Origin of the sequence: Hymenobacter aerophilus DSM 13606 (assembly GCF_000382225.1) — a bacterium.
In the GTDB taxonomy this organism is placed as follows: domain Bacteria; phylum Bacteroidota; class Bacteroidia; order Cytophagales; family Hymenobacteraceae; genus Hymenobacter; species Hymenobacter aerophilus.
Genome location: NZ_KB907801.1, coordinates 33,638 through 52,737, shown reverse-complemented (window position 1 = coordinate 52,737; position 19,100 = coordinate 33,638). Strand labels below are relative to the sequence as shown.

Here is a 19,100-nt window from a genome sequence, read left to right as displayed (position 1 = left end):
ACCCAACCCCGCTTCACGTATTAAGACACAAAGCGAATGGGCAAGGGACAACCTTCCTACACCGATGAGGAGTTCGTGGCGGCCATCCGCCGCGACGACGACCGGGCGCTGGCACAGCTCTACCGGCTGCACTTCCCCATGATTTCGCACTACGTGCTGCAAAACAGCGGCACCGACGACGAAGCCAAGGATGTGTATCAGGAAGGCGTGATGGTATTTTATGAGAAGGTTCGGGAAGGCTCGCTGGAGCTCAACTGCCAGATCAAAACCTACCTCTACGCCGTGTGCCGCCGCCTGTGGCTCAAGCGGCTCGCCGAGAAAACCCGCTTCAGCGGCCGCCTCGACGACCACGAGCCCTTCCTCGAAACCGGCGCCGAGGCCGACCTGGAGCGGGCCGAGGAAAAGGAACGGCAGCTGGGCACTATGGCCCAGGCGCTCGACCTGGTGGGCGAACCGTGCCGTTCGTTGCTCGAAGGTTTTTACCTGCTCGACAAGTCGATGCAGCAACTCACCGACGAGTTCGGCTACACCAACGCCGACAACGCCAAAAACCAGAAATATAAGTGCCTGGTACGCCTGAAAAAGCTCTTTTTCAATCAGTACCAGGAATCGGCTTAGTGCTTAGTGCCTGGCTGTTAGTGCTCAGGAAAGGATTTCCAAAGTGCTAAAAGCCAGGCACAAAGCCCTAGCCACTAAGCTCTGAAAAAATGAAAACCGAAGCCGACTACTACGCCTTATTTGATGCCTACCGCGCCGGCGGACTGGCCGATGCGGAACGGACGGCCCTGGAACACCGCCTCGCCGCCGACCCCGCCCTGGCCCAGCGCCTGCAGGAGTTCGAGGAACTGACCGGCACGCTCACGGCCTACGGGCGGCGCCAGGCGCTGCGCCAGCGCCTGGCCGCCATCCACTCCGATATGGTGAGCGAGCAGACGCCTCGCCTCGATCTGGCCAAAGTGGCCGAGCAGGACGAGCGGGGCGAGCAGTTTGCCACCGGCCAGGCCCCGCGGCCGACGCTGCGCATTTCGCGCACCGAGCAGAAGCTGCGCGCCTTCTGGCAGGGCCACCGCGCCACCATGATGGTGGCCGCCGCCGTGGCCGTGCTGGCCGTGTTCACCACGCTGCTGGGCCTGGAAATGTACCGCACCTCGCAGCAAACCACCTCCTCGCGCTACGGCTATACCATGCTGCGCCGCGAAGTGGAGCGCATCAAGCGCGACCAGCGCAGCATGAACCGCGCCATCACCCAGATTGACGCCGCCGCGCCCACCGAGCGCGTAAATCCCGGCAAATTCAGCGGCACGGGCTTCGCCCTGACGGCCGACGGCTACCTCGTAACCAGCTACCACGTTATCCAGGGGGCCGATTCGCTGCTGATTGAAAACCGCGCCCGCCAGCGTTTCCGCGCCGAGCCGGTGTTCACCGACATCGCCCACGACCTGGCCATTCTGCAGATTACCGACAAGGACTTTACCGGCTTCGGCCGCCTGCCCTACGCCTTCAAGCGGGGCCAGTCGGAGCTGGGCGAGAAGGTGTACACGCTGGGCTACCCGCGCGAAGACCTCGTGTTCAACGATGGCTCGCTGAGTGCCCGCTCGGGTTTTGAGGGCGACACGGGCTTCTACCAGGTGAGCATTCCGGTGAACCCCGGCAACTCGGGCGGCCCGCTGCTCGACGACCGGGGCAACCTGATTGGCGTGGTGAGCGGCCGGCAGATGGACGTGCAGAGCGCCGCCTTCGCCACCAAATCGTCGTATTTGATGCGGCTGGTTGACTCGCTGAGCGCCGCCGGCGCCGGCCGGCCCTACAACCTGCCGCGCTACAACCAGTTCGGCGGCACCACCCGCCCCCAGCAAATCCGCAAGCTCCAGGACTACGTGTTCGTAGTGAAAGTGTACGAATAGCCGGTTCAAGCCCGACCGTAGCGTTTTCTTTGCCGAAGCAGGTATCAAAATCGGCCGCGGTGCGTACAGATTCGGAGGCGTCCCGCCCGGGCCGCCTCCGACCTTTTTTTCAGCTGATTCCGTCCTTTTACTATGAGCGACCAACTCTCCACCGACATCGAGAAAATCGTCCCCGAAGACATCATTAATGCGCTGCAAAGCGGTTTCCACGTATTCCGTGGCGAGCAGGAGCATTTCGAGGACATGGTAAAGCACAGCAGCACGCTGCTGCGCAAGATTTCGCAGCGCTTCACGCCCGTACAGATTATTGTGGGCATTGCCGTACTGGCCAGCGTAGCCGTAATTGCCGTGTCGAAAACCGCTGAGGCCATCGAAGACCACAACGACGACAATAGCGGCGACAATAAGTAGCCGCGGCGCTTAGCTTCTTTTCCGGCTGCTGCCGGCTCAAAGCCTCTTCCTGTGCGGAAGGGGCTTTTTTGTATCTCACTTGAATAAATATACTTTTACCAACAAAATATTATCCATATAATTGTATACGGAATATAAATACTTGCTTCCGGCCTACAGTTATTCCGGCGTCCTCCCGCCGGCACCTACCCTACTTCCTTCTGCCATGAAAATCTTTGTGTCGTTTCTGCTACTAGCTGGCGCTACTGCGCTGGCGGCCCCGGCCCACGCTCAGCAGGCCCCGGCCCGGTCTGTTACCAACGCTGCCCCTGCGCCGGCCCGCAGCCAGCCGGCCCGCAGCGCCCAGGCCGCCCCGAAGCAGGCAGCCACCAAACTTACCTGGCAGCAGCGGCGCGCAAACAAGCGTAAAAAGCTGACGCCATTCGCCGAGGCGATGCTGCACAACGAGTTGCTGCGCGAGGAGCCGGCCAAGAAAACCGACGCCGGCCTGCTGTAGCATCAGATAGAGCCAAGTAGCTAACCCAAGTTGTGAGCTAGAGCTAGGACTAGTTCCCCTCCTTGGAAAGGAGGGGCTAGGGGTGGTTGAAGCTGCCAAAACGGTTGCCCGCGTTGGGTTCTAGCAGTGGTTCAACGCTCTCAACCACCCCTAGCCCCTCCTTTCCAAGGAGGGGAACTAGCCCTAGCTCTAGTTCGCAACTTGGGTTGGCTAGCGCTAAGTGGCGCCGGCTAGTGGCTTAGCGGTTCAGGGCCAGATAGGTCTCGCGGGCCTCGCGCAGGAGCCGTAGCAACGTGGCGCGCTGACGTAGCAGGCCCTCCATGGCGGGGCGCTGGCTGCCGAACAGACGCAGGGCCCGCAGGCGCCGCCGCCGCTCATGCACCGTGCCGGCGTAGCCCAGCGCATAAAACCCCGTCAGCGGCAAACTCAGCAAATACAGCAGCGTCCAGCGCCAGTCCTGGGTGAAGTGGTGCACCAGCGCCGTCTGGCCCAGGTAGAAGCCGGTGAACGTAATCATGCCCACCGTCAGCATAATGGGGGCCACAAACTCGGCCTCGCTGGTGGCCCGCCGCGCCACCCACGACGGAATAATGTAGGGCAGGTAGTTGTTAATCAGTCCGTAGAGGTACACGGGCAGGCCCAGCAGCAGGCGCGCCGAGGCTGTGAGGGCCCGCCGATTTCGGGTGCTGCTGGGGCCGCGGGCCGCCAGGGCGTCGTCGGTCAGGTTCATTTCGGCCAGCTGCTGCAGGTAGGCGTGCAGGCGCTGGCGCAGCTCGGCGAGGCGCGCCGGCTCGTGCTCGGCAAAGTAGCGGCGGGCCTTGAGCAGCGTGCGGCTGAGCTGGAAGTTGTCATAGAGCGTTTCCTCGTCGTCCTGAATCAGGTGCTGGCCGAAGGTGCGCTCGACCTGCGTTATCAGCTCGTCTTCCTCATCCGACTCGGTAATGATGAGGTGGCGCTCCAGGCGGCGGCGGATTTCTTCGGTGAGGGCCTCGGCGGCGGCTTCGGGGTTCTGGCGGTACTGCGCGGCGTAATCGGCTACCACAATCGGCTCGGCCGGGTTCACAAATACATCGGAACGGAAGCGCTGGGGGTCGAAGTAGTTGATGCCCAGCGGCAGAATGCGCAGGCCCAGCCCGAAGTTGCGGCGGGCCTCGGCGCCGAGGGCAATGCGGGCGGCGCCGGTTTTGAGGGGCCGTAGCCGCCGCTCCGACACGCTGGTGCCCTCGGGGAAAATCATGATGGTGCCGCCCCGGTCGAAGTAGTCGTAGCAGCGCCCGAAAGCCTTTTCGTTCTGGGCTTCGAGCTGGGCGGGCGTGAGCGTTTCGGCGCCGGTTTCCAGGTCCTGGCGGCGGTAGATGGGGATGGAGTTGCCCGACTCCATGATGGCGCGCAGAATCGGGTTCTGAAAAAACGTGCTTTTGGCCAGAAACGCAATGGGCTGGCGGCGGTTGACGGCCGCTACCAGCGGGTCCATGAGCGTGTTGGGGTGGTTGCTGGCGATGAGCAGCGGCCCGGTGCCGTGCAGCCGCTCGCGGTGGCGCACTTCGAGCCGCCGGAAGAAAACGCGCAACGCCACCTGCACCAGGGGCTTCATGACGGTGTAGAAAAGCATGGCTACAAGAAAAGCAGATTTTTGGCAGAAACCGGCCGTCGGCTCCGGCAGCTAGTTGCCACGGCCGGCGCCGGCGGCCAAACCACAATTCGCCGGATTCTGACTTTTCGGACGCCCCGCACAGGAGTTTGCGCCGGGCCTGCGCATCTTTACACCCCATGAACCGCCCGCTGCTGCTTTTGCTTTTGCTGCTGACTGCCGGCGGCCTGCTGTGCCCGGCCGCCGCCCGGGCCCAAACGGCGGCTGGCGCCGATACGCTCGATACCGCCGAGCCAGCTGCCCCCGCTACCCCGGCCGCCACGCTGCGGCAGGCCCGGCAGCTGGTGCTGGAGCGCCGCTACGACAGCGCCTGGCGGCTGCTGACCAAGCTCGACCCGCGCAACCTCGACCCGGCCGTGGTTATCGAAAAGGCCGATCTGGCCCTGCGCTACTACACCGCCACCGACCAGCTCCGGCGCTTTGCCTTTCGCGACCTGAAACTGCTCGACCTGGCCCCCGACAGCCTGCGCCTGCTGCCCTCGCCCGACAGCCTGCGTTACCGTTTTGCCGTGCGGCAGGTGCTGGAGCGGCTGCAGCGCGCCTACCCCAGCAACTACCGCCTCGCCCGCGCCCTCGGCGACTACTACTACACTGTGCAGCAGTGCGACTGCGCCGAGGAAAAGCTGGGCGAAGACGAGGTATTCCTGCGCACCATTACCGAGTACCAGGAGGCCCACGCCCACGGTCAGGGCGATTATCTGTCCTACTTCGCGCTGGGTTACGCCTACCAGCGGCTGGGCAAGTTCGAGTCGAGTCTGGCGCCCTTCGAACGCTCGCTGGAGCTGCGCCCGCGCAACCCCACGGCCCACCTGAATCTGGCTTTTGTGCTGCTGGAACTGCGGCAGCTGGAAAAAGCCCGCGAGCAGGCCCGCCTCGCCCAGCAGTATTTCACCGACAGCCGGCGCAAAGACGACGCGGGCTTTCTGCTGAAGGAAATCGAGGCCCGCATCCGGCAAACCAGCGGCGAAGCACCCGCCGAACCAGCCCCACCGGCCCCACCAGCCGCCGCCGACACCACCCAGACCGCCCCGCCCACCGAGGGTCCGCCAGCCGCTGCTGATGCGGCCGATGAATCTGACGCGGCTGCTCCTGAGGCCGAAGTAGTGGAGAAGCAACCCGCGGCGGTTCCAGAAACACCTGCGCCGGCCAGTTCAGCCCCGGCCAAACCGGCCGCGCCTGAAAAGCCAGCGCCCGCAGCTAAGAGCAAGAAGAGTAGTTCCGGCAAGAGTCCCGTGCCCAAGACCAAAGCCAGTCAGCAGAAGAAACCCCAGCCGCCGGAAATCAAAAAGCCATGAGCCAGCCGGTCGGGGCCCCAAACAGCAAACTCACCATTTCACCACCTCACCATCTCACTTGTTCATCACGCTGTTTTGGCGGTTGATGGATTCGAGGTGCACGGCGTCGAAGTAGCGGCGGATGAAGTCGGCGGTGAGGCCCAGCTGGTCGCCCTTGCGCAGGGCGCGCTCCAGGATTTCGTTCCAGCGCTGGGCCTGCAGAATGGTGATGTTGTTTTCCTTTTTGTAGCGGCCGATGCTTTCCGATACCTGCATGCGGCGGCCCAGCAGGTGCAGAATCTCGTCGTCGAGCTGGTCGATTTGGGTGCGTAGCTGAGCCAGCTTGTCTAAAAATGCCTGCTCGGTGGAGGTGTGCTGGCGCCAGGTCAGCGAGTCGAGCAGCTCGGCCAGCCGCTGGGGTGTCACCTGCTGTTTGGCGTCGGACCAGGCATTGTCGGGGTCGATGTGCGATTCGAGCATCAGGCCATCAAAGTCGAGGTCGATGGACTGCTGGGCCACGGCGGCCAGGCCGGTGCGGTTGCCACAGATGTGGCTGGGGTCGCAGATGAGCGGCATGCCGGGCAGGCGGCGCTTCATCTCGATGGGCAGATGCCACATGGGCGCGTTGCGGTACTCGGTGTTGCCGTAGCTGGCAAACCCCCGATGAATCAGCCCGATATCGGCCACGCCGGCCTGCGCCAGCCGCTCTACCGCACCTAGCCACAGTTCCAGGTCGGGGTGCACCGGGTTCTTTACGAACACCGGCACCTTCACGCCCCGAAGCGCATCGGCCAGCGCCTGCACCGAAAACGGGTTGACCGTGGTGCGGGCGCCAATCCAGAGCACGTCCACGTCGTAGGCCAGGGCGTCTTCCACGTGCTGGGGCGTGGCCACTTCCACGGTGGTGGGCAGGCCCGTGAGCTGGCGGGCCTGCCGCAGCCAGGGCAGCCCCGTTTTGCCGATACCCTCGAACATGCCCGGCTTGGTGCGCGGCTTCCAGATGCCGGCCCGCAGCATATCGACCCGGCCGGTGGCGGCCAGCTGGGTGCAGGTTTCGAGCAGCTGCGGTTCGGTTTCGGCCGAGCAGGGCCCGGAAATAATCAGCGGTTTTTTGCCGGGAAACTGCGTGGTAACGGCGGCCTGGGCGGCGGTGGAAGCGTGGGGCATTGCGGGGCGAATACGGAAACGGTAGCGGCGGGCAAGATAGCGCATGGCCGCCCGCCCTGTACTACCATCGGCCGGGGCCTGCGGTTTTGGCATCTGCGCGGGCAAGGCTGAATGCACGGGGGAGATTTCAGTTGAGAAATTCAGTTTTCACCCCGTTGCATATTGTATTTCAGATATTTGACTGAGGGTTTCTGACATTGGCTGGAGCGCGAAACTGGAGGCGCGCTGAAACTGGCACGGTTTTGCCAAATGGCCTTGTGTGCCGGCCGCCCTTTGTTCTGCGCCGGCCCGTCTTCTTCCTTCCGAAACCAACTCAACTATGCGTACCAACCAACTCCTTGCCCGCCTCGGCGCCGCCGCCCTGCTCGTTTCCGGTTTTGCTACCGCTTCTCAGGCGCAGGTGCGCCGCGCCCCGGCCCCTTCCTATAGCTCCTCCTCGGCCACCGATGGCGTGAAGTTTGGCATCCGGGCCGGCCTGAACGTAGCCGACCTCTCGGGCGACGCGGTGGATTCGTTTACCGACCTGACGGACCTGGCCAACGGCGCCGTCAACAAACAAATGAAGCCGGGCTTCTATGCCGGCCTGTACGCTACGCTGCCGCTGGGGCCGCGCTTCGCCATCGAGCCGGGCCTGGGCTACTCCGAAAAGGGCACCAAACTGAAGGGCACCATTCCTTTCGAGCAGTTCAAATTCATCAACGCCAAGCTCGACGGCACCGCCCGCCTGGCTTACCTCGACATCCCGGTGCTGGCCAAGGCCTACATCACCGACGGGCTGTATGTGTATGCCGGCCCGCAGGCCTCGGTGCTGCTCTCGGGTAAGGCCCGCGTGAAGGCCAGCGCCTTCGGCTTTTCGGCTTACCAGAACGATTTCGACGTGAAAGACCAGCTGCGCAGCGTGGATTTCGCCGTGGTGGGCGGCCTGGGCTACCAGTTCCAGAACGGCTTCGGCCTGAGTGCCGGCTACGATTACGGCCTGTCTTCGCTCGACAAAAACAACAACTTCGACGCTCAGAACCGCGTCATCAAAGCCTCGCTGAACTACTCTTTTTAGAGTATTGAGTAGTGGGTATTGAGTAGTGAGTTGCTGTTCTAAAAGTATTTTTCAGTAGGACAGCAGCTCACTACTCAATACCCACTACTCAATACTGAGCTAAAAAAACCGAAGGCGGCCCGGCGGCCTGGGTGACAAAGGAGCTGCAACTCGCTTCGCCTGCCGCCCGTGAGTGAGGTGGGCCACCTTCGGAAAGTGGGGTTGGGGCCGCCGATAGCGGGCGGTCCTGCTGCAAGCAGGAGCACCAGCCGGCTCGGTAGGGTTGCAAGCTAACGGCCCAAATCAGCATTTATTTTGACGACGGCCACGCCGCCGGCTTTTCGGCTTTGCCAATGGCAGGCCGGAAAGCCGGCGGTGCGCTGTTGGGTGTTACCGGGCGCCTACTACCACCGGGGCAGGCTGCAGGCCCTCAGCCAGGCGTACGAGGCGCACCAGCTCGGCGCGGTAGCCTTCGGGATCAAAGCGGCGGGCACCTTCGGCGAGGCGGGCGGTAGCGGCGTAGGTGGCGCTGCCGCGGTGCTCGCTCTGGCGCAACAGCAGACCAAATTGGGCCACGGCGGCCGCAAAGCGCAGGTTTTCGCTGGCCTGCTCCAGCGGCCGGGCCACGCCCGTGAGCGGCAGCTCCAGCTTGCGGCTGACGGTGCCGCGGGGCTCCTTGTAGCGCAGCTTCACGGTCAGCAGCTCGGCCGAGGCCAGGGCCGGGCGCGTGGCCGGGGCGGGCTGGTACTTGAGCGCATCGACGGTGGCCGGCGCGCCCACGGGCACGATTTCGTAGAGGGCGGTAACGGTGTGGCCCGAGCCCAGCTCGCCGGCGTCTTTGCGGTCGTTGTTGAAGTCTTCGGGGGCCAGCAGGCGGTTTTCGTAGCCCACGAGGCGGTATTCGCGCACCCGGGCCGGGTTGAACTCGACCTGCAGCTTCACATCCTGCGCCAGCGTGAACAGCGTGCCGCCGAACTGGCCCACGAGCACCCGGCGGGCCTCGTCGAGGTTGTCGAGGTAGGCGTAGTTGCCGTTGCCTTTGTCGGCCAGCAGTTCCATCTTTTTATCCTGATAATTGCCGCGGCCCACGCCCAGCACCGTCAGGAACACGCCCGACTCGCGCTGCTGCCCAATGAGGCGCTCCATAGCCTGGTCGCTTTGCTCGCCCACGTTGAAGTCGCCATCGGAGCAGATAATGACGCGGTTGTTGCCCTGGGCGTTGAAGTTCTGGCGGGCCACGTCGTAGGCTAGGCGCAGGCCCGCGCCACCGGCCGTGCTGCCGCCCGCGCTCAGGTTGTCGATGGCTTGCAGAATGGTGGCTTTTTCGGAGCCGGCGGTGGGCGGCAGCACCGTGCCGGCGGCCCCGGCGTACACCACAAGGGCCACTTTATCCTGGGGGCGCAGCTGCTGGACCAGCAATTTCAGGCCCTGCTGCACCAGCCCGAGCCGGTCGGGGCCACTCATCGAGCCCGACACATCGACCAGAAATACAAGGTTGGCGGGCGGCAGTTTGTCGGTAGCAACTTTGCGGGCCTGCAGGGCCACCTGCACCAGCTGGTGCTGCGGGTTCCAGGGGCACTGGGCCTGCTCGGTGATGACGCGGAAGGGCTCGGCGGCCGTGGCGGCGGGCTGGGGGTAATCGTACTGGAAATAGTTGAGCATTTCCTCGACCCGCACGGCCTCGGGCGGCGGCAGCTGGCCCTGCTGCAGAAAGCGGCGCACGTTGCTGTAGCTGGCCGCATCCACGTCGATGCTGAACGTGCTCAGAGGTTCCTTGCGGGCCGAGTGGAAGCCGTTTTCGGCCACGCTGGCGTAGGTGTCGCCCGCGCCGGGCTCAGGCTGCGGTTGCGGCTTCGGCTGCGGAAAGAAAGGCTGGCCGTAGCTGGCCCTATCGGCGGCGGGCTGGGCTACCTGGCCTTTGGAGGCCGCGCCGCGAATCCGGATTGGGGCCGCCCGGCCCTCTACGCCGCGGGCGGTTACTACCACTTCGCTCAGAGTTTTTGAATCAGTGGACAACCCCACGTCCACCACTTTCTGGCCGGTTAGCTTCACTTCTTTGGGTTCGAAGCCAATCGAGGTAAACACCAGCACTTTGGCCGAGTTCGGCACTTCGATTTGGTAGCGGCCATCGGCCTGGGTGCTCACGCCGATGTTGGTGCCTTTCACGAGTACCGTGACGCCGGGCAGGCCCTGGCCGGTGGCGCGGTCGGTTACGCGGCCGGTAACGGTGTAGGTCGCCGGGGCCACAGCGGAGACGGTTGCGGGGGCCATTTGGGCCGTGGCGCGGTCGGCGGGCAACAGCCCGGCCGCCAGCGCGAGATAGAGAAAACGGTGCATCAGCAGAAAGAATAGCGAGTGAAACCATAGCGAACCGGCCGGGCTCTGCGTAGCTGATGCGCGGCCGGCACAGATTCCACACGGGATTCTAAAAAAAGCTGTTGGCCGAACGTCATTCAGAGCGCAGCGAAGAATCTCGCCTGCCCACATTGAAATACTAATCCAATGCCAGCACGCGAGATTCTTCGCTGCGCTCTGAATGACGCTCAGCCTGCGGCTCCCCGTGCGGGCCGTACCTTTACCCCCGCTTATGCCCTCACTGCTCACCGATTCGCTTAACTTCCTCTCCAAAGCCACCCCGCGCCGCCTCTGGAACGGGGCGCAGGTGGTGGGCAGCTACCTGCTGAGCAAGGCCACGGGCAAGGCCCGGCACTGGGGCCTGCCAGTGGCGCTCAGTTTCGAGCCCACCACCAGCTGCAACCTGCGCTGCCCCGAGTGCCCCAGCGGCCTGCGCTCCTTCACCCGGCCCACCGGCATGCTGCCCGACGAGCTGTTCCGCAAAACCATCGACGAGGTGGCCTCCCGGCTCTGGTACCTGATTTTCTACTTCCAGGGCGAACCGTACCTGCACCCTAACTTCCTGGATCTGGTGAAGTACGCGGCCGGTAAGGGCATCTACACCGCCACCAGCACCAACGCCCACTACCTCAACGACACCAACGCCCGCCGCACCGTCGAGTCGGGCCTCGACCGGCTCATCATTTCGCTCGACGGCACTACCCAGGAGGTGTACCAGCAGTACCGGGTGGGCGGCAAAATTGACAAAGTGCTGGAGGGCACCCGCAACGTGGTGAAGTGGCGCAAACAGCTGAAGTCGAGCACGCCGCGCATCGTGTTCCAGTTTCTGGTGGTGCGGCCCAACGAGCACCAGCTGGATGACGCCCGCATGCTGGCCCGCGAACTGGGCGTGGACGACGTGTGGTTTAAAACGGCCCAGATTTACGACCACCACCACGGCTCGCCCCTCATCCCGACCATCGACTACTACTCGCGCTACGAAAACCAGGGCGACGGCACCTGGCAGCTCAAAAACAAGCTGCTCAACCACTGCTGGAAAATGTGGCACTCCTGCGTGATAACCTGGGACGGGCTGGTGGTGCCCTGCTGCTTCGACAAAGACGCCGAGTACCGCCAGGGCGACCTCAAAACCGAAACCTTCCGCCAGCTCTGGCACGGGCCCAAGTACCGGCAGTTCCGCGCCTCGCTGCTCAAGGGCCGCGACCAGATAGAAATGTGCCGCAACTGCTCGGAAGGCACGAAAGTGTGGGGGTGAGCTTGAAAAGTGCGTTATTGTCTTTTCTGGCTGCTGCTTTATGATTGGCTCGACTGAGTTTGAACGCGCTTTCTCCCTGCTTTCCGAGAAGCTGACGCGCTGGCTGCAGGGCCTGATTCTGCTGCTGCCCAACCTGCTGATTGCCCTGCTGATTCTGGTGGCCACCTACTTTGTGGCCCGGCTGGTGCGGCGGCTGATGCTGCGCGTGCTGCCGCGCATTTCGCCCAGCGTTACGCTCACCAACCTTATTGCCACCACCGTGCACGCCGGCGTGCTGCTGATTGGCATCTTTTTCATGCTGGAGGTGCTCAGCCTCGACAAAACTGTGACCTCGCTGCTGGCCGGCGTGGGCATTGTGGGCCTGGCGCTGGGCTTTGCCTTTCAGGATATTGCGGCCAACTTCATCAGCGGCATCATCATCGCGGTGCAGCGGCCGTTTATGGTCGGCGACCTTATCCAGACCGACACTTTTTTCGGCACCATTGAGAGCATCAACCTGCGCACGCTGAACCTGCGGCAGGTAACGGGCGAGTTGGTGCGGGTGCCCAACCGCAAGGTGTTCGAGGCCCCGGTCATCAACTTCACCGTAACCACCCAGCGCCGCGTCGATGTGGAGTGCCGCGTGCCCTACGATGCCGGGCTGGAGCAGGTGCGCAGCGTGGTGGAAAACTGCATGCAGGATTTCCCGAACCGGCTGGCCAATATGCCGCTGGAGGTGATGTTCACCGAATTCGGGCCCAGCGCCGTCAATTTCACCCTGCGCTTCTGGATTCCGTACCGCCGCGACGTGGACTATGTGGGCGCCAAGAGCGAGGCCATCCTGCGCATCAAGCGCGCCCTCGACCAGGCCGGCATCCCGATTCCCTTCCCTATCCAGACGCTCAACATTGCGCCCAATACCGCACCCGGGTCGCCCCTAGCCGGCCGGTTGCGGCCCGACTAAACGGCAAAGTGCGCCCCGAACGAATCCGGGGCGCACTGCTTGGGGGAGGGAGCCGGCCGTGGGGCCGGTTACTTGTGGTGCTTGTCGAGGTTTTTGCCCAGGTCTTCTACCGTTTTGAGGAACTCATCGACGCTCGTGTCGCCGTAGGTGCCGAAAGCGGTGGCGATGGTGCCTTTCACGCCGTCGGTGGTTTCGATGGCGTACAGAATCGACATATCGTCGGGGTTGCTTTCACCTTCGAAGCGGTAGAAATCCACGATGGTTACTTCCTCGGGCATGTAGCCGCGGGCTTTGTTATCGTCGCTAAGCGGGTAAAGCTTGCCGTCGGTTACCCGGAAATCGGCCGTGAAGCCGTCGGCGTTCAGCTTGCTTTCCACATTCACGAGGCTGCGTTCTTTTTCGTTGTCTTGCATGACCAAAGGGCTTAGGTGTCAGAAGGAGGTGCGGGAAAGAATAGCAGGGGCCGCTAATGGTGCTGCCCCCGTGCCGGGCTATACGTAGCCGGTACGGGGGCAGGTTATCTCAGAAGCCCGAAAAATGCATCTGGCCCTAGCTGCCGGCTTTCTGCCGCTGCTCGGCCAGCTCAATCGTGCGCTGCAGCCGGTCGGCGTCGAAACCCGAGCAGGCGCTGCCGCAGCCCTTAGCGCAGCCGCTTTGCCGCTTATCGAAGGCCCGCCAGAAAATGCGCCCCACGTAGAAGGCCGCCCCGGCAAATAGCAGCGCAATGATGAGATATTGTAGCCACATGATGGTTTCGAGCTTGGTGCTTCGTTGATAGTGCTCAGTGAAAGAGAATACCAGCCGCAGGCAGAACTTCCTTTCTCTCAAATGAACCCGCTTTGTTCAACAAAGTTCCTTTTAAGTTGATGCCGTTGAGGAGTTGTCGGCGCCTTACACGCCACCCGTGAGGCCCTAGCCCTTCTGCCAAACTTCGCCAATCAGCTCCTGCATCTCGCCGTGCACCTGGCCGTTGCTGGCCACCACCTCACGGCCGAACAGCGGGTCGCCATCCTGCAGAAACTCGGTGACGCGGCCCCCAGCCTCGCGCACCAGCAGAATGCCCGCGGCCACGTCGTAAGAGTTGAGGTTGAACTCGAAGAAGCCCTCGAAGCGGCCGGCAGCCACGTAGGCCAGATCGGCCGCCGCCGAGCCCACCCGCCGCACGCCGTGCGAGCCGCGCATAAAGGCGCCCAGCACCTTCAGGTAGTCGTCCATGAGGCCGAAATCGGTGTAGGGAAAGCCCGTGGCGATGAGCGAGGAGTTGAGGTCGGGCACGTCGGAAACGTGGATGGGCTGCTCGTTGCAGAAGGCGCCAGCACCCTTGGCGGCCCGGAAACACTCGTCGCGCACCACCTCGTACACCACGCCGGCCACCAGCTCCTGGCCCCGAATCAGGCCCACGCTCACGCAGTACACCGGCAGGCCGTGCACAAAGTTGGTGGTGCCGTCGAGCGGGTCGATAATCCAGTTGAACTCCTCGGCCCGCTCGGCGCCCGCGGTGCCTTCTTCGGTGATGAAGCCGGCCTCGGGCAGCACCTCGCGCAGGCCCGCCACCAGCAGCTTCTCGGTTTCCTTATCCACGTACGAAACCAGGTCGTGGACACCCTTGTGCTCGATGTGGCTGCGGTTGAACGTGGCTGCTTCCTGCCGGATAAATTGCCCTGCGTAGCGCGTTACGGCCGCAAGCTGAAAGCTGATTTCGTTGTAATCCATGATGATGTAGTGCGTAGTGCTTAGTTGAAGGGATTTAGCAAAACTGGTGCAATCCAATCGTGCTGATGACCTTCCAGCGGATCTGGAATAATTTCCCAGTATGTAATAGCAACATGATGATTTTGCAGTGCTGCCAATTCTGCTTCATCCACTGTTTCAAACCAAAGGTCCCACTGACTATTGCTATCTGTCAACGTATCGTATCCAAACAGATATACGCCGTCTGAAGCTTTATATAACATGAGCCGCTTTAAGGCATCTGTTGGCTGAGGCAGCAATGCAATTTTTCGCATGACCTAGTTTGTAGCTAGTCTCTTCCGTCCCATCGCCGCCGTGATGGTGCCGATGAGCAACAGCACCGCCAGCACCTGACAGGCGGGGCCAATCAGCTCGCCGTGGCGGACGTAGAAGGTGAGCTCGGTGTTGAGGTGCACGGTACCGCGCAACGCGGCCTGCACCCACCAGCCCGACTGCTGCGTGATTTCACCCTTCTGATTTATGAAGCCCGAAATGCCGGTATTGGCCGAGCGGGCCACGTCGCGGCGGGTTTCGATGGCCCGGAGCGTGGCGTATTGCAGGTGCTGCTTATGCCCCGGCGAGTCGCTCCACCAGCCGTCGTTGGTGATGATGCCGATAAGCGTGGCCCCCTTAGTCACGTAATCGGCCACGAAATCACCGTACACCGACTCGTAGCAGATAACGGGCGCAACCTGCAAAGCCGGCTCGGCCGCCGCTCCGAATACGGCACGCTCGGGCTGCGAGCCCAGTCCGCCAGCCGAACCGCCAAGGTCAATTACGAACATCGACAGCCAGGGTGGTACGCCCTCCACGCCCGGCACGAGGCGGCTTTTGTGGTAGAACGCGGCCGGATTGGTGGCCGGGCCCAGGTGCAGGGCCGCATTGAACAGATCGTAGTAGCCTAAGTCGTCGCGGAAACGGGCCGTAGGGCTGGCCTGCGCCTTATCGGGTCCGTACTGGCCTACCGTGGTCAGGCCGGTTACCAGGTCGAGGCCGGAGTGGGTACCCAGCCACTGCCGGAGCTGCCTGATGCGCGGGTAGGTTTCGATGTTGCTTTCGAAGTAGGTTTCATCGAGGCTGGTTTCGGGCCAGAGCACGAGGCGCGTTTGGGGCGTCAGCTGCTGCTCGGTCAGCGTCATCATCCGCGCCAGCTGCTGATCGTAGGGCACAAAGTTGGGCGCGCCCTCAAACTTTTCCAGAAACGGGTCGAGGTTGGGCTGCACCACTACCACTTCGGCCGCCGGGCCCTTTTCCTGGTATTTGCTGCCAATATATTTCGACAGCAGCCCAGGCAGCAAGACAGCCAGAAAGGGCACTACGAGCAGGCGTTGACGCGCCACCCGGCTCGAAGCCGGCCCATTGCTTCGCCATTTGCTGATCGAATGAAAAACCAGCAGGTTCACCACCCAGATCCAGAGTGAGCCGCCCAGAAATCCGGTGTACTCGTACCACTGCACCAGCGAGTTGGCCTGGGCGAAGCCGTTGCCGAGCGTAAGCCAGGGCCAGGTGAGAAACCAGTGCAGGTGCAGCTGCTCGAAGGCAATCCAGTAGATGGGCAGCGAGAGGTAGCCCAGCGTGGGGCCAAACCGTTTTTTGGTGTGGTAGAAGGCCGCCAGCGCCGCGCTCATCATCAGGGCATTGCACACAACGGCCGCAATGCCACCGCCCAGCGTGCTGAAACTCACCCAATACGTGGTGAACAGGTTCCAGAGTACCAGCGTGAGGTAGCCGTAGCGCCACACTTTCCAGCCGCTGGCCCCCTGGGCACTCAGGCGCTGCTCCAGCAGCAGGTAGGGCACCCAGGCCACCAGCAGCAGCAAGGCCAGCGGGGCCGGGTGCACCGGCCAGCCGGCCCACAGCAGCCCGGCGCTCAGTAGCGCCAGCAGGCTCGGCAGCCAGTAGTTCAGGCCCTTGGCAGGCGCCACACCGGGTTGCGGCAGAGTGATATTATTCGGCATCGTCGTCAGTCTGGTCGTCGTCGTACTTTTTGTAGCGGTCGGCTTTAGCGGCACGCTCGTGGGGGCGGCCCTGCACTACCAGCACAATTTCGCCTTTGATGGCCGGGCGGGCGGCGAAGTTTTGGGCCAGCTCGGCCAGCGGGGCCGTCACGGTTTCCTCGAACAGCTTGGTCAGCTCGCGGCTCACTGAGGCGGGCCGCTCGGGACCCAGCACGTCGGCCAGCTGCTCCAGCGTCTTCACAATCCGGTGCGGCGACTCGTAGAAAATCATGGTGCGGGTTTCCGCTGCCAGCTCCTGCAGGCGCGTCTGGCGGCCCTTTTTCACCGGCAGAAACCCCTCAAACGTAAACCGCTCGGCCCCGAAACCCGACTTGAGCAGCGCCGGCACCAGGGCCGTAGCGCCCGGCAAACACTCTACCTTAAAGCCCCGGGCCAGGCACTCGCGCACCAGCAAAAAGCCCGGGTCGGAAATGCCCGGCGTGCCGGCGTCCGACACCAGGGCCATGGTTTCGCCCTTGGCCAGCCGTTCCAGCAGCCGCGGTACCTGCTGGTGCTCGTTGTGCAGGTGGTAGCTGAGTAAAGGCTTTTTCAGCTCCAGATGCTGTAGCAGCCGCCCGCTGGTACGGGTATCCTCGGCCAGCACCAAATCCACTTCGCCCAGTATGCGGATGGCCCGCAGGGTGATATCCTCCAGGTTGCCAATGGGCGTGGGCACCAGGTAAAGCAGCGTAGGCGTAGGTTCCGACATAGCCACAAAGGTAGTTTATCGGTTGCCAGTTGTTGGTTGTTAGCAGCCGGCATGAACGTCATTCAGAGCGCAGCGAAGAATCTCGCGTGCTAATCGTTGAGTAACCGTCACCGCATCAGCCCGCGAGATTCTTCGCTACGCTCTGAATGACGTTCATACCGGCCCAAAGGCTGACTTCAAGCTTCTACCCCGCCGTACTCGGCGGCCAGCTGGTCGATGGCGGCGGCCAGTTGCCGGTCTTTGTCGGTGATGGTGTTGCCCGCGTCGTGGGTGCGCAGGCGGAAGCTGACAGTGTTGTACTCGTTGCTCCACCAGGGGTGATGGTTCTGGAATTCGGCCTCCTCGGCCACGTCGCTCATGAAGCTGAAAGCCACCTTAAAGTCTTCGAAACGGAAGGTATGGCAGAGGGCGTTGTCTTGTTCGGTCCACATAAGGCAGAAGAAATGGAGTACTGCAAGGTAGCCAGGGGTAGGGATAAACAGCAGGAATGGCACTCGGGGCAGCAGCGGCTCTGTTCAGCAGCCCGGCATAAACCGACATATGGTAACTTTGCCTGCTTGCCAAAAAGGCCAGGGCTCCTGGCCATATGCCGCTTTATCATCTGCTTTATCTTCCTGCTCTTTCATGACTGACTCTGCTAGTGCCCCACGCCAGAAATGGGGGGCTTTTCTACGTCATGCCCATTGGCTGTTACTGATTCCGCTACTGATTGATTTAGGCTATTCGTACGTGGAGCATCTGAACGTGATGCACGACGGCGACATGGTTTCCCACATCATTCCGCACCCTAACATTCAGGAAATCCTCGACGACCCGTTTGGGCTGCGGGCGTTGCTCAAGGGCGAGAAGTACGCGAGTCCCAACCGGTATTTCGCGCACGAGTCGCTGCTGCTTTACATGCGCAACGTGCCACTCATGCTGCAGGCTTTCGTTGAGCCAATCTATAGTACCTATATGGCCTGCGCCATTGCCAAGGTGCTGATTCAGGCCAGCCTGATTGCGTTGCTGGCGTATTACATAAGCTTCAACAGCAAAATCAATAGCCGCAACCTGCTGATTGCGGCGCTGCTGGCTACCCCGTTTTTTCAGACGGCCGGTTATTCGGGCCAGATGGGCATCATCGACCGCTCCATTACTTACACCTTCTTTTATTCGCTGCCCATGGTGGGGCTGCTCCTGTATTTTGTGCCGCTACACCGGGCCGTGTTCAGCAGTACTCCCCAGCCCATCAGCCGGCCCTGGCAGGTGGCGCTACCTATCCTAGCGGTAGTGCTAGCCCTCAACGGCCCCCTGATTCCGGCCGTGGGCGGACTGATTTGTCTGGCGCTGGCGCTGAGTCTGCTGGCCAAGGTTCGCAAGGCCGAACACCTGTCTTTGCGGGCGGGAGTACGGCGGCTGTCTAAGCGTCCCTACTGGCCCATACTGGCGCAACTGCTGTTTTTCGTCTTCTGCTGCGGCTACTCGCTGTACATTGGCACCTTCAATAACGCGAACATTCCGCTATTCTCGCTGGCTGAAATTTACGGTAAGCTGTGGGGTGGCATTCCGCAGGAATTCCTTTCCGAGTTAGGTTTCCCTTTGCTGGTAGCAGCCGTATTCGTAAACATACTACTGCTGAAACTCAGCCCGCAGAATGAGAAAACAGCGACGATGTTTACCATTGCCAAGTGGCTGCTGGTGTTGTCGGTAATATATGTCGCGCTGTTGCCATTAGGTGGCTACCGTGAGTATCGGCCTAATATTGTTCGTCGCGACACCATCATTCCCGTAACACTGGCCCTGATCTATTTCTTCGGTGTCAGCACGCTATACCTGCTCCAGCATGGGCCGCCGCGCTTTAACCGGCTGTATCTGCCGACCCTCGTAGCGTTGGTGGCGGTGTACTCCCTGGCCGACGTGGCCAACCTGCGCGACAACAACTGCGAAACGGACTGCATGCGCATCATTGCTAACTCTACGGAACCCATTGTGCACCTCGAAGCCGACTGCGGAGTGATGAACTGGGGCACGATTACGGACCCCAATGTATCCGCACAAGCGGCTGAAATGATGGTGCACTGGAACATTATGAAGGAGAAAAAGCTATTCTACCACTAGCCTGCACTCCACTCGTCATTTTGCAAAAAACGGCTTGAGTTGCCCCCGATCTTAAAGTAACAATGGGCAATCCCACA

General features: G+C 62.2%; 19 protein-coding genes. 9 read left to right on the top strand and 10 right to left on the bottom strand.

Annotated elements, in window-relative coordinates:
• The first annotated feature begins 36 nt into the window (after positions 1-36).
• The 4 genes from H145_RS0101800 to H145_RS0101785 all read left to right on the top strand — a co-directional run bounded on the left by H145_RS0101800 (position 37) and on the right by H145_RS0101785 (position 2,811).
• Complete coding sequence (locus tag H145_RS0101800; RefSeq protein ID WP_019946420.1) at positions 37-618, top strand: RNA polymerase sigma factor; 582 nt, start codon at positions 37-39, stop codon at positions 616-618.
• Between the two features lie 89 nt (positions 619-707).
• The gene (locus H145_RS0101795) at positions 708-1,904 is read left to right on the top strand and encodes a trypsin-like peptidase domain-containing protein (RefSeq protein ID WP_019946419.1); all 1,197 of its coding nucleotides are present in this window, start codon (positions 708-710) and stop codon (positions 1,902-1,904) included.
• A gap of 132 nt (positions 1,905-2,036) precedes the next feature.
• Positions 2,037-2,315 carry a hypothetical protein gene (locus H145_RS0101790; RefSeq protein WP_019946418.1) on the top strand — a complete coding sequence of 93 codons (279 nt, stop codon included), beginning with the start codon at positions 2,037-2,039 and terminating at the stop codon, positions 2,313-2,315.
• Between the two features lie 205 nt (positions 2,316-2,520).
• Positions 2,521-2,811 carry a hypothetical protein gene (locus H145_RS0101785; protein WP_019946417.1) on the top strand — a complete coding sequence of 97 codons (291 nt, stop codon included), beginning with the start codon at positions 2,521-2,523 and terminating at the stop codon, positions 2,809-2,811.
• Between the two features lie 238 nt (positions 2,812-3,049).
• Here H145_RS0101785 and H145_RS0101780 read toward each other — a convergent pair whose 3' ends face one another.
• Positions 3,050-4,423 carry a lysophospholipid acyltransferase family protein gene (locus H145_RS0101780; protein ID WP_019946416.1) on the bottom strand — a complete coding sequence of 458 codons (1,374 nt, stop codon included), beginning with the start codon at positions 4,421-4,423 and terminating at the stop codon, positions 3,050-3,052.
• 158 nt (positions 4,424-4,581) lie between these two features.
• Here H145_RS0101780 and H145_RS0101775 point away from each other — a divergent pair, with 158 nt between their 5' ends.
• Entirely contained in the window at positions 4,582-5,757 is a 1,176-nt protein-coding gene (locus H145_RS0101775; protein WP_026351191.1) for a tetratricopeptide repeat protein, read from the top strand.
• Between the two features lie 54 nt (positions 5,758-5,811).
• Here the strand turns inward: H145_RS0101775 and H145_RS0101770 are convergent, their stop codons facing one another.
• The gene (locus H145_RS0101770) at positions 5,812-6,903 is read right to left on the bottom strand and encodes a chorismate mutase (RefSeq protein WP_019946415.1); all 1,092 of its coding nucleotides are present in this window, start codon (positions 6,901-6,903) and stop codon (positions 5,812-5,814) included.
• Positions 6,904-7,222: 319 nt separating this feature from the next.
• Between H145_RS0101770 and H145_RS0101765 the strand changes: the two genes are divergently transcribed.
• Positions 7,223-7,957, top strand: coding sequence for a porin family protein (locus tag H145_RS0101765; RefSeq protein ID WP_019946414.1), 735 nt, complete (start codon positions 7,223-7,225; stop codon positions 7,955-7,957).
• A gap of 369 nt (positions 7,958-8,326) precedes the next feature.
• On the opposite strand, the gene H145_RS0101760 is transcribed toward H145_RS0101765, so the two are convergent.
• Complete coding sequence (locus H145_RS0101760; RefSeq protein ID WP_019946413.1) at positions 8,327-10,273, bottom strand: vWA domain-containing protein; 1,947 nt, start codon at positions 10,271-10,273, stop codon at positions 8,327-8,329.
• A gap of 250 nt (positions 10,274-10,523) precedes the next feature.
• On the opposite strand from H145_RS0101760, the gene H145_RS0101755 reads away from it, so the two are divergent.
• Complete coding sequence (locus tag H145_RS0101755) at positions 10,524-11,546, top strand: SPASM domain-containing protein (protein ID WP_026351190.1); 1,023 nt, start codon at positions 10,524-10,526, stop codon at positions 11,544-11,546.
• 40 nt (positions 11,547-11,586) lie between these two features.
• A complete protein-coding gene (locus H145_RS0101750; RefSeq protein ID WP_019946411.1) occupies positions 11,587-12,489 on the top strand; it encodes a mechanosensitive ion channel family protein in 903 nt (300 codons plus the stop codon).
• Between the two features lie 68 nt (positions 12,490-12,557).
• Here the strand turns inward: H145_RS0101750 and H145_RS0101745 are convergent, their stop codons facing one another.
• The 7 genes from H145_RS0101745 to H145_RS0101720 all read right to left on the bottom strand — a co-directional run bounded on the left by H145_RS0101745 (position 12,558) and on the right by H145_RS0101720 (position 17,357).
• Positions 12,558-12,902 (bottom strand): hypothetical protein, encoded by a 345-nt coding sequence (locus H145_RS0101745; RefSeq protein ID WP_019946410.1) that lies wholly within the window; start codon positions 12,900-12,902, stop codon positions 12,558-12,560.
• Between the two features lie 136 nt (positions 12,903-13,038).
• Entirely contained in the window at positions 13,039-13,236 is a 198-nt protein-coding gene (locus H145_RS19500) for a FeoB-associated Cys-rich membrane protein (protein WP_019946409.1), read from the bottom strand.
• Positions 13,237-13,401: 165 nt separating this feature from the next.
• Positions 13,402-14,202 (bottom strand): inositol monophosphatase family protein, encoded by an 801-nt coding sequence (locus tag H145_RS0101735; RefSeq protein ID WP_019946408.1) that lies wholly within the window; start codon positions 14,200-14,202, stop codon positions 13,402-13,404.
• Between the two features lie 20 nt (positions 14,203-14,222).
• Positions 14,223-14,495, bottom strand: coding sequence for a hypothetical protein (locus H145_RS23870; protein ID WP_157540985.1), 273 nt, complete (start codon positions 14,493-14,495; stop codon positions 14,223-14,225).
• Between the two features lie 3 nt (positions 14,496-14,498).
• On the bottom strand, positions 14,499-16,178 hold the full coding sequence (gene lnt, locus H145_RS19495; RefSeq protein WP_157540982.1) for an apolipoprotein N-acyltransferase: 1,680 nt from the start codon (positions 16,176-16,178) through the stop codon (positions 14,499-14,501).
• Positions 16,168-16,926 carry a 16S rRNA (cytidine(1402)-2'-O)-methyltransferase gene (rsmI, locus tag H145_RS0101725; RefSeq protein ID WP_019946405.1) on the bottom strand — a complete coding sequence of 253 codons (759 nt, stop codon included), beginning with the start codon at positions 16,924-16,926 and terminating at the stop codon, positions 16,168-16,170. The genes lnt and rsmI overlap by 11 nt, the downstream gene beginning before the upstream one ends.
• Before the next feature lie 176 nt (positions 16,927-17,102).
• Positions 17,103-17,357, bottom strand: a complete 255-nt coding sequence (locus tag H145_RS0101720) for a 4a-hydroxytetrahydrobiopterin dehydratase (RefSeq protein ID WP_019946404.1) — start codon at positions 17,355-17,357, stop codon at positions 17,103-17,105.
• A 193-nt stretch (positions 17,358-17,550) separates the two neighbouring features.
• Between H145_RS0101720 and H145_RS0101715 the strand changes: the two genes are divergently transcribed.
• Entirely contained in the window at positions 17,551-19,023 is a 1,473-nt protein-coding gene (locus H145_RS0101715) for a hypothetical protein (protein ID WP_157540979.1), read from the top strand.
• Positions 19,024-19,100 lie beyond the last annotated feature (77 nt).

Coding starts and splice junctions, on each gene's coding strand:
- H145_RS23870 (WP_157540985.1), bottom strand. CDS start 14,495: ATGCGAAAAATTGCATTGCTGCCTCAGCCAACAGATGCCTTAAAGCGG.
- H145_RS0101775 (WP_026351191.1), top strand. CDS start 4,582: ATGAACCGCCCGCTGCTGCTTTTGCTTTTGCTGCTGACTGCCGGCGGC.
- H145_RS0101770 (WP_019946415.1), bottom strand. CDS start 6,903: ATGCCCCACGCTTCCACCGCCGCCCAGGCCGCCGTTACCACGCAGTTT.
- H145_RS0101795 (WP_019946419.1), top strand. CDS start 708: ATGAAAACCGAAGCCGACTACTACGCCTTATTTGATGCCTACCGCGCC.
- lnt (WP_157540982.1), bottom strand. CDS start 16,178: ATGCCGAATAATATCACTCTGCCGCAACCCGGTGTGGCGCCTGCCAAG.
- H145_RS19500 (WP_019946409.1), bottom strand. CDS start 13,236: ATGTGGCTACAATATCTCATCATTGCGCTGCTATTTGCCGGGGCGGCC.
- H145_RS0101785 (WP_019946417.1), top strand. CDS start 2,521: ATGAAAATCTTTGTGTCGTTTCTGCTACTAGCTGGCGCTACTGCGCTG.
- H145_RS0101750 (WP_019946411.1), top strand. CDS start 11,587: ATGATTGGCTCGACTGAGTTTGAACGCGCTTTCTCCCTGCTTTCCGAG.
- H145_RS0101720 (WP_019946404.1), bottom strand. CDS start 17,357: ATGTGGACCGAACAAGACAACGCCCTCTGCCATACCTTCCGTTTCGAA.
- H145_RS0101715 (WP_157540979.1), top strand. CDS start 17,551: ATGACTGACTCTGCTAGTGCCCCACGCCAGAAATGGGGGGCTTTTCTA.
- H145_RS0101790 (WP_019946418.1), top strand. CDS start 2,037: ATGAGCGACCAACTCTCCACCGACATCGAGAAAATCGTCCCCGAAGAC.
- H145_RS0101765 (WP_019946414.1), top strand. CDS start 7,223: ATGCGTACCAACCAACTCCTTGCCCGCCTCGGCGCCGCCGCCCTGCTC.
- H145_RS0101735 (WP_019946408.1), bottom strand. CDS start 14,202: ATGGATTACAACGAAATCAGCTTTCAGCTTGCGGCCGTAACGCGCTAC.
- rsmI (WP_019946405.1), bottom strand. CDS start 16,926: ATGTCGGAACCTACGCCTACGCTGCTTTACCTGGTGCCCACGCCCATT.
- H145_RS0101760 (WP_019946413.1), bottom strand. CDS start 10,273: ATGCACCGTTTTCTCTATCTCGCGCTGGCGGCCGGGCTGTTGCCCGCC.
- H145_RS0101780 (WP_019946416.1), bottom strand. CDS start 4,423: ATGCTTTTCTACACCGTCATGAAGCCCCTGGTGCAGGTGGCGTTGCGC.
- H145_RS0101755 (WP_026351190.1), top strand. CDS start 10,524: ATGCCCTCACTGCTCACCGATTCGCTTAACTTCCTCTCCAAAGCCACC.
- H145_RS0101745 (WP_019946410.1), bottom strand. CDS start 12,902: ATGCAAGACAACGAAAAAGAACGCAGCCTCGTGAATGTGGAAAGCAAG.
- H145_RS0101800 (WP_019946420.1), top strand. CDS start 37: ATGGGCAAGGGACAACCTTCCTACACCGATGAGGAGTTCGTGGCGGCC.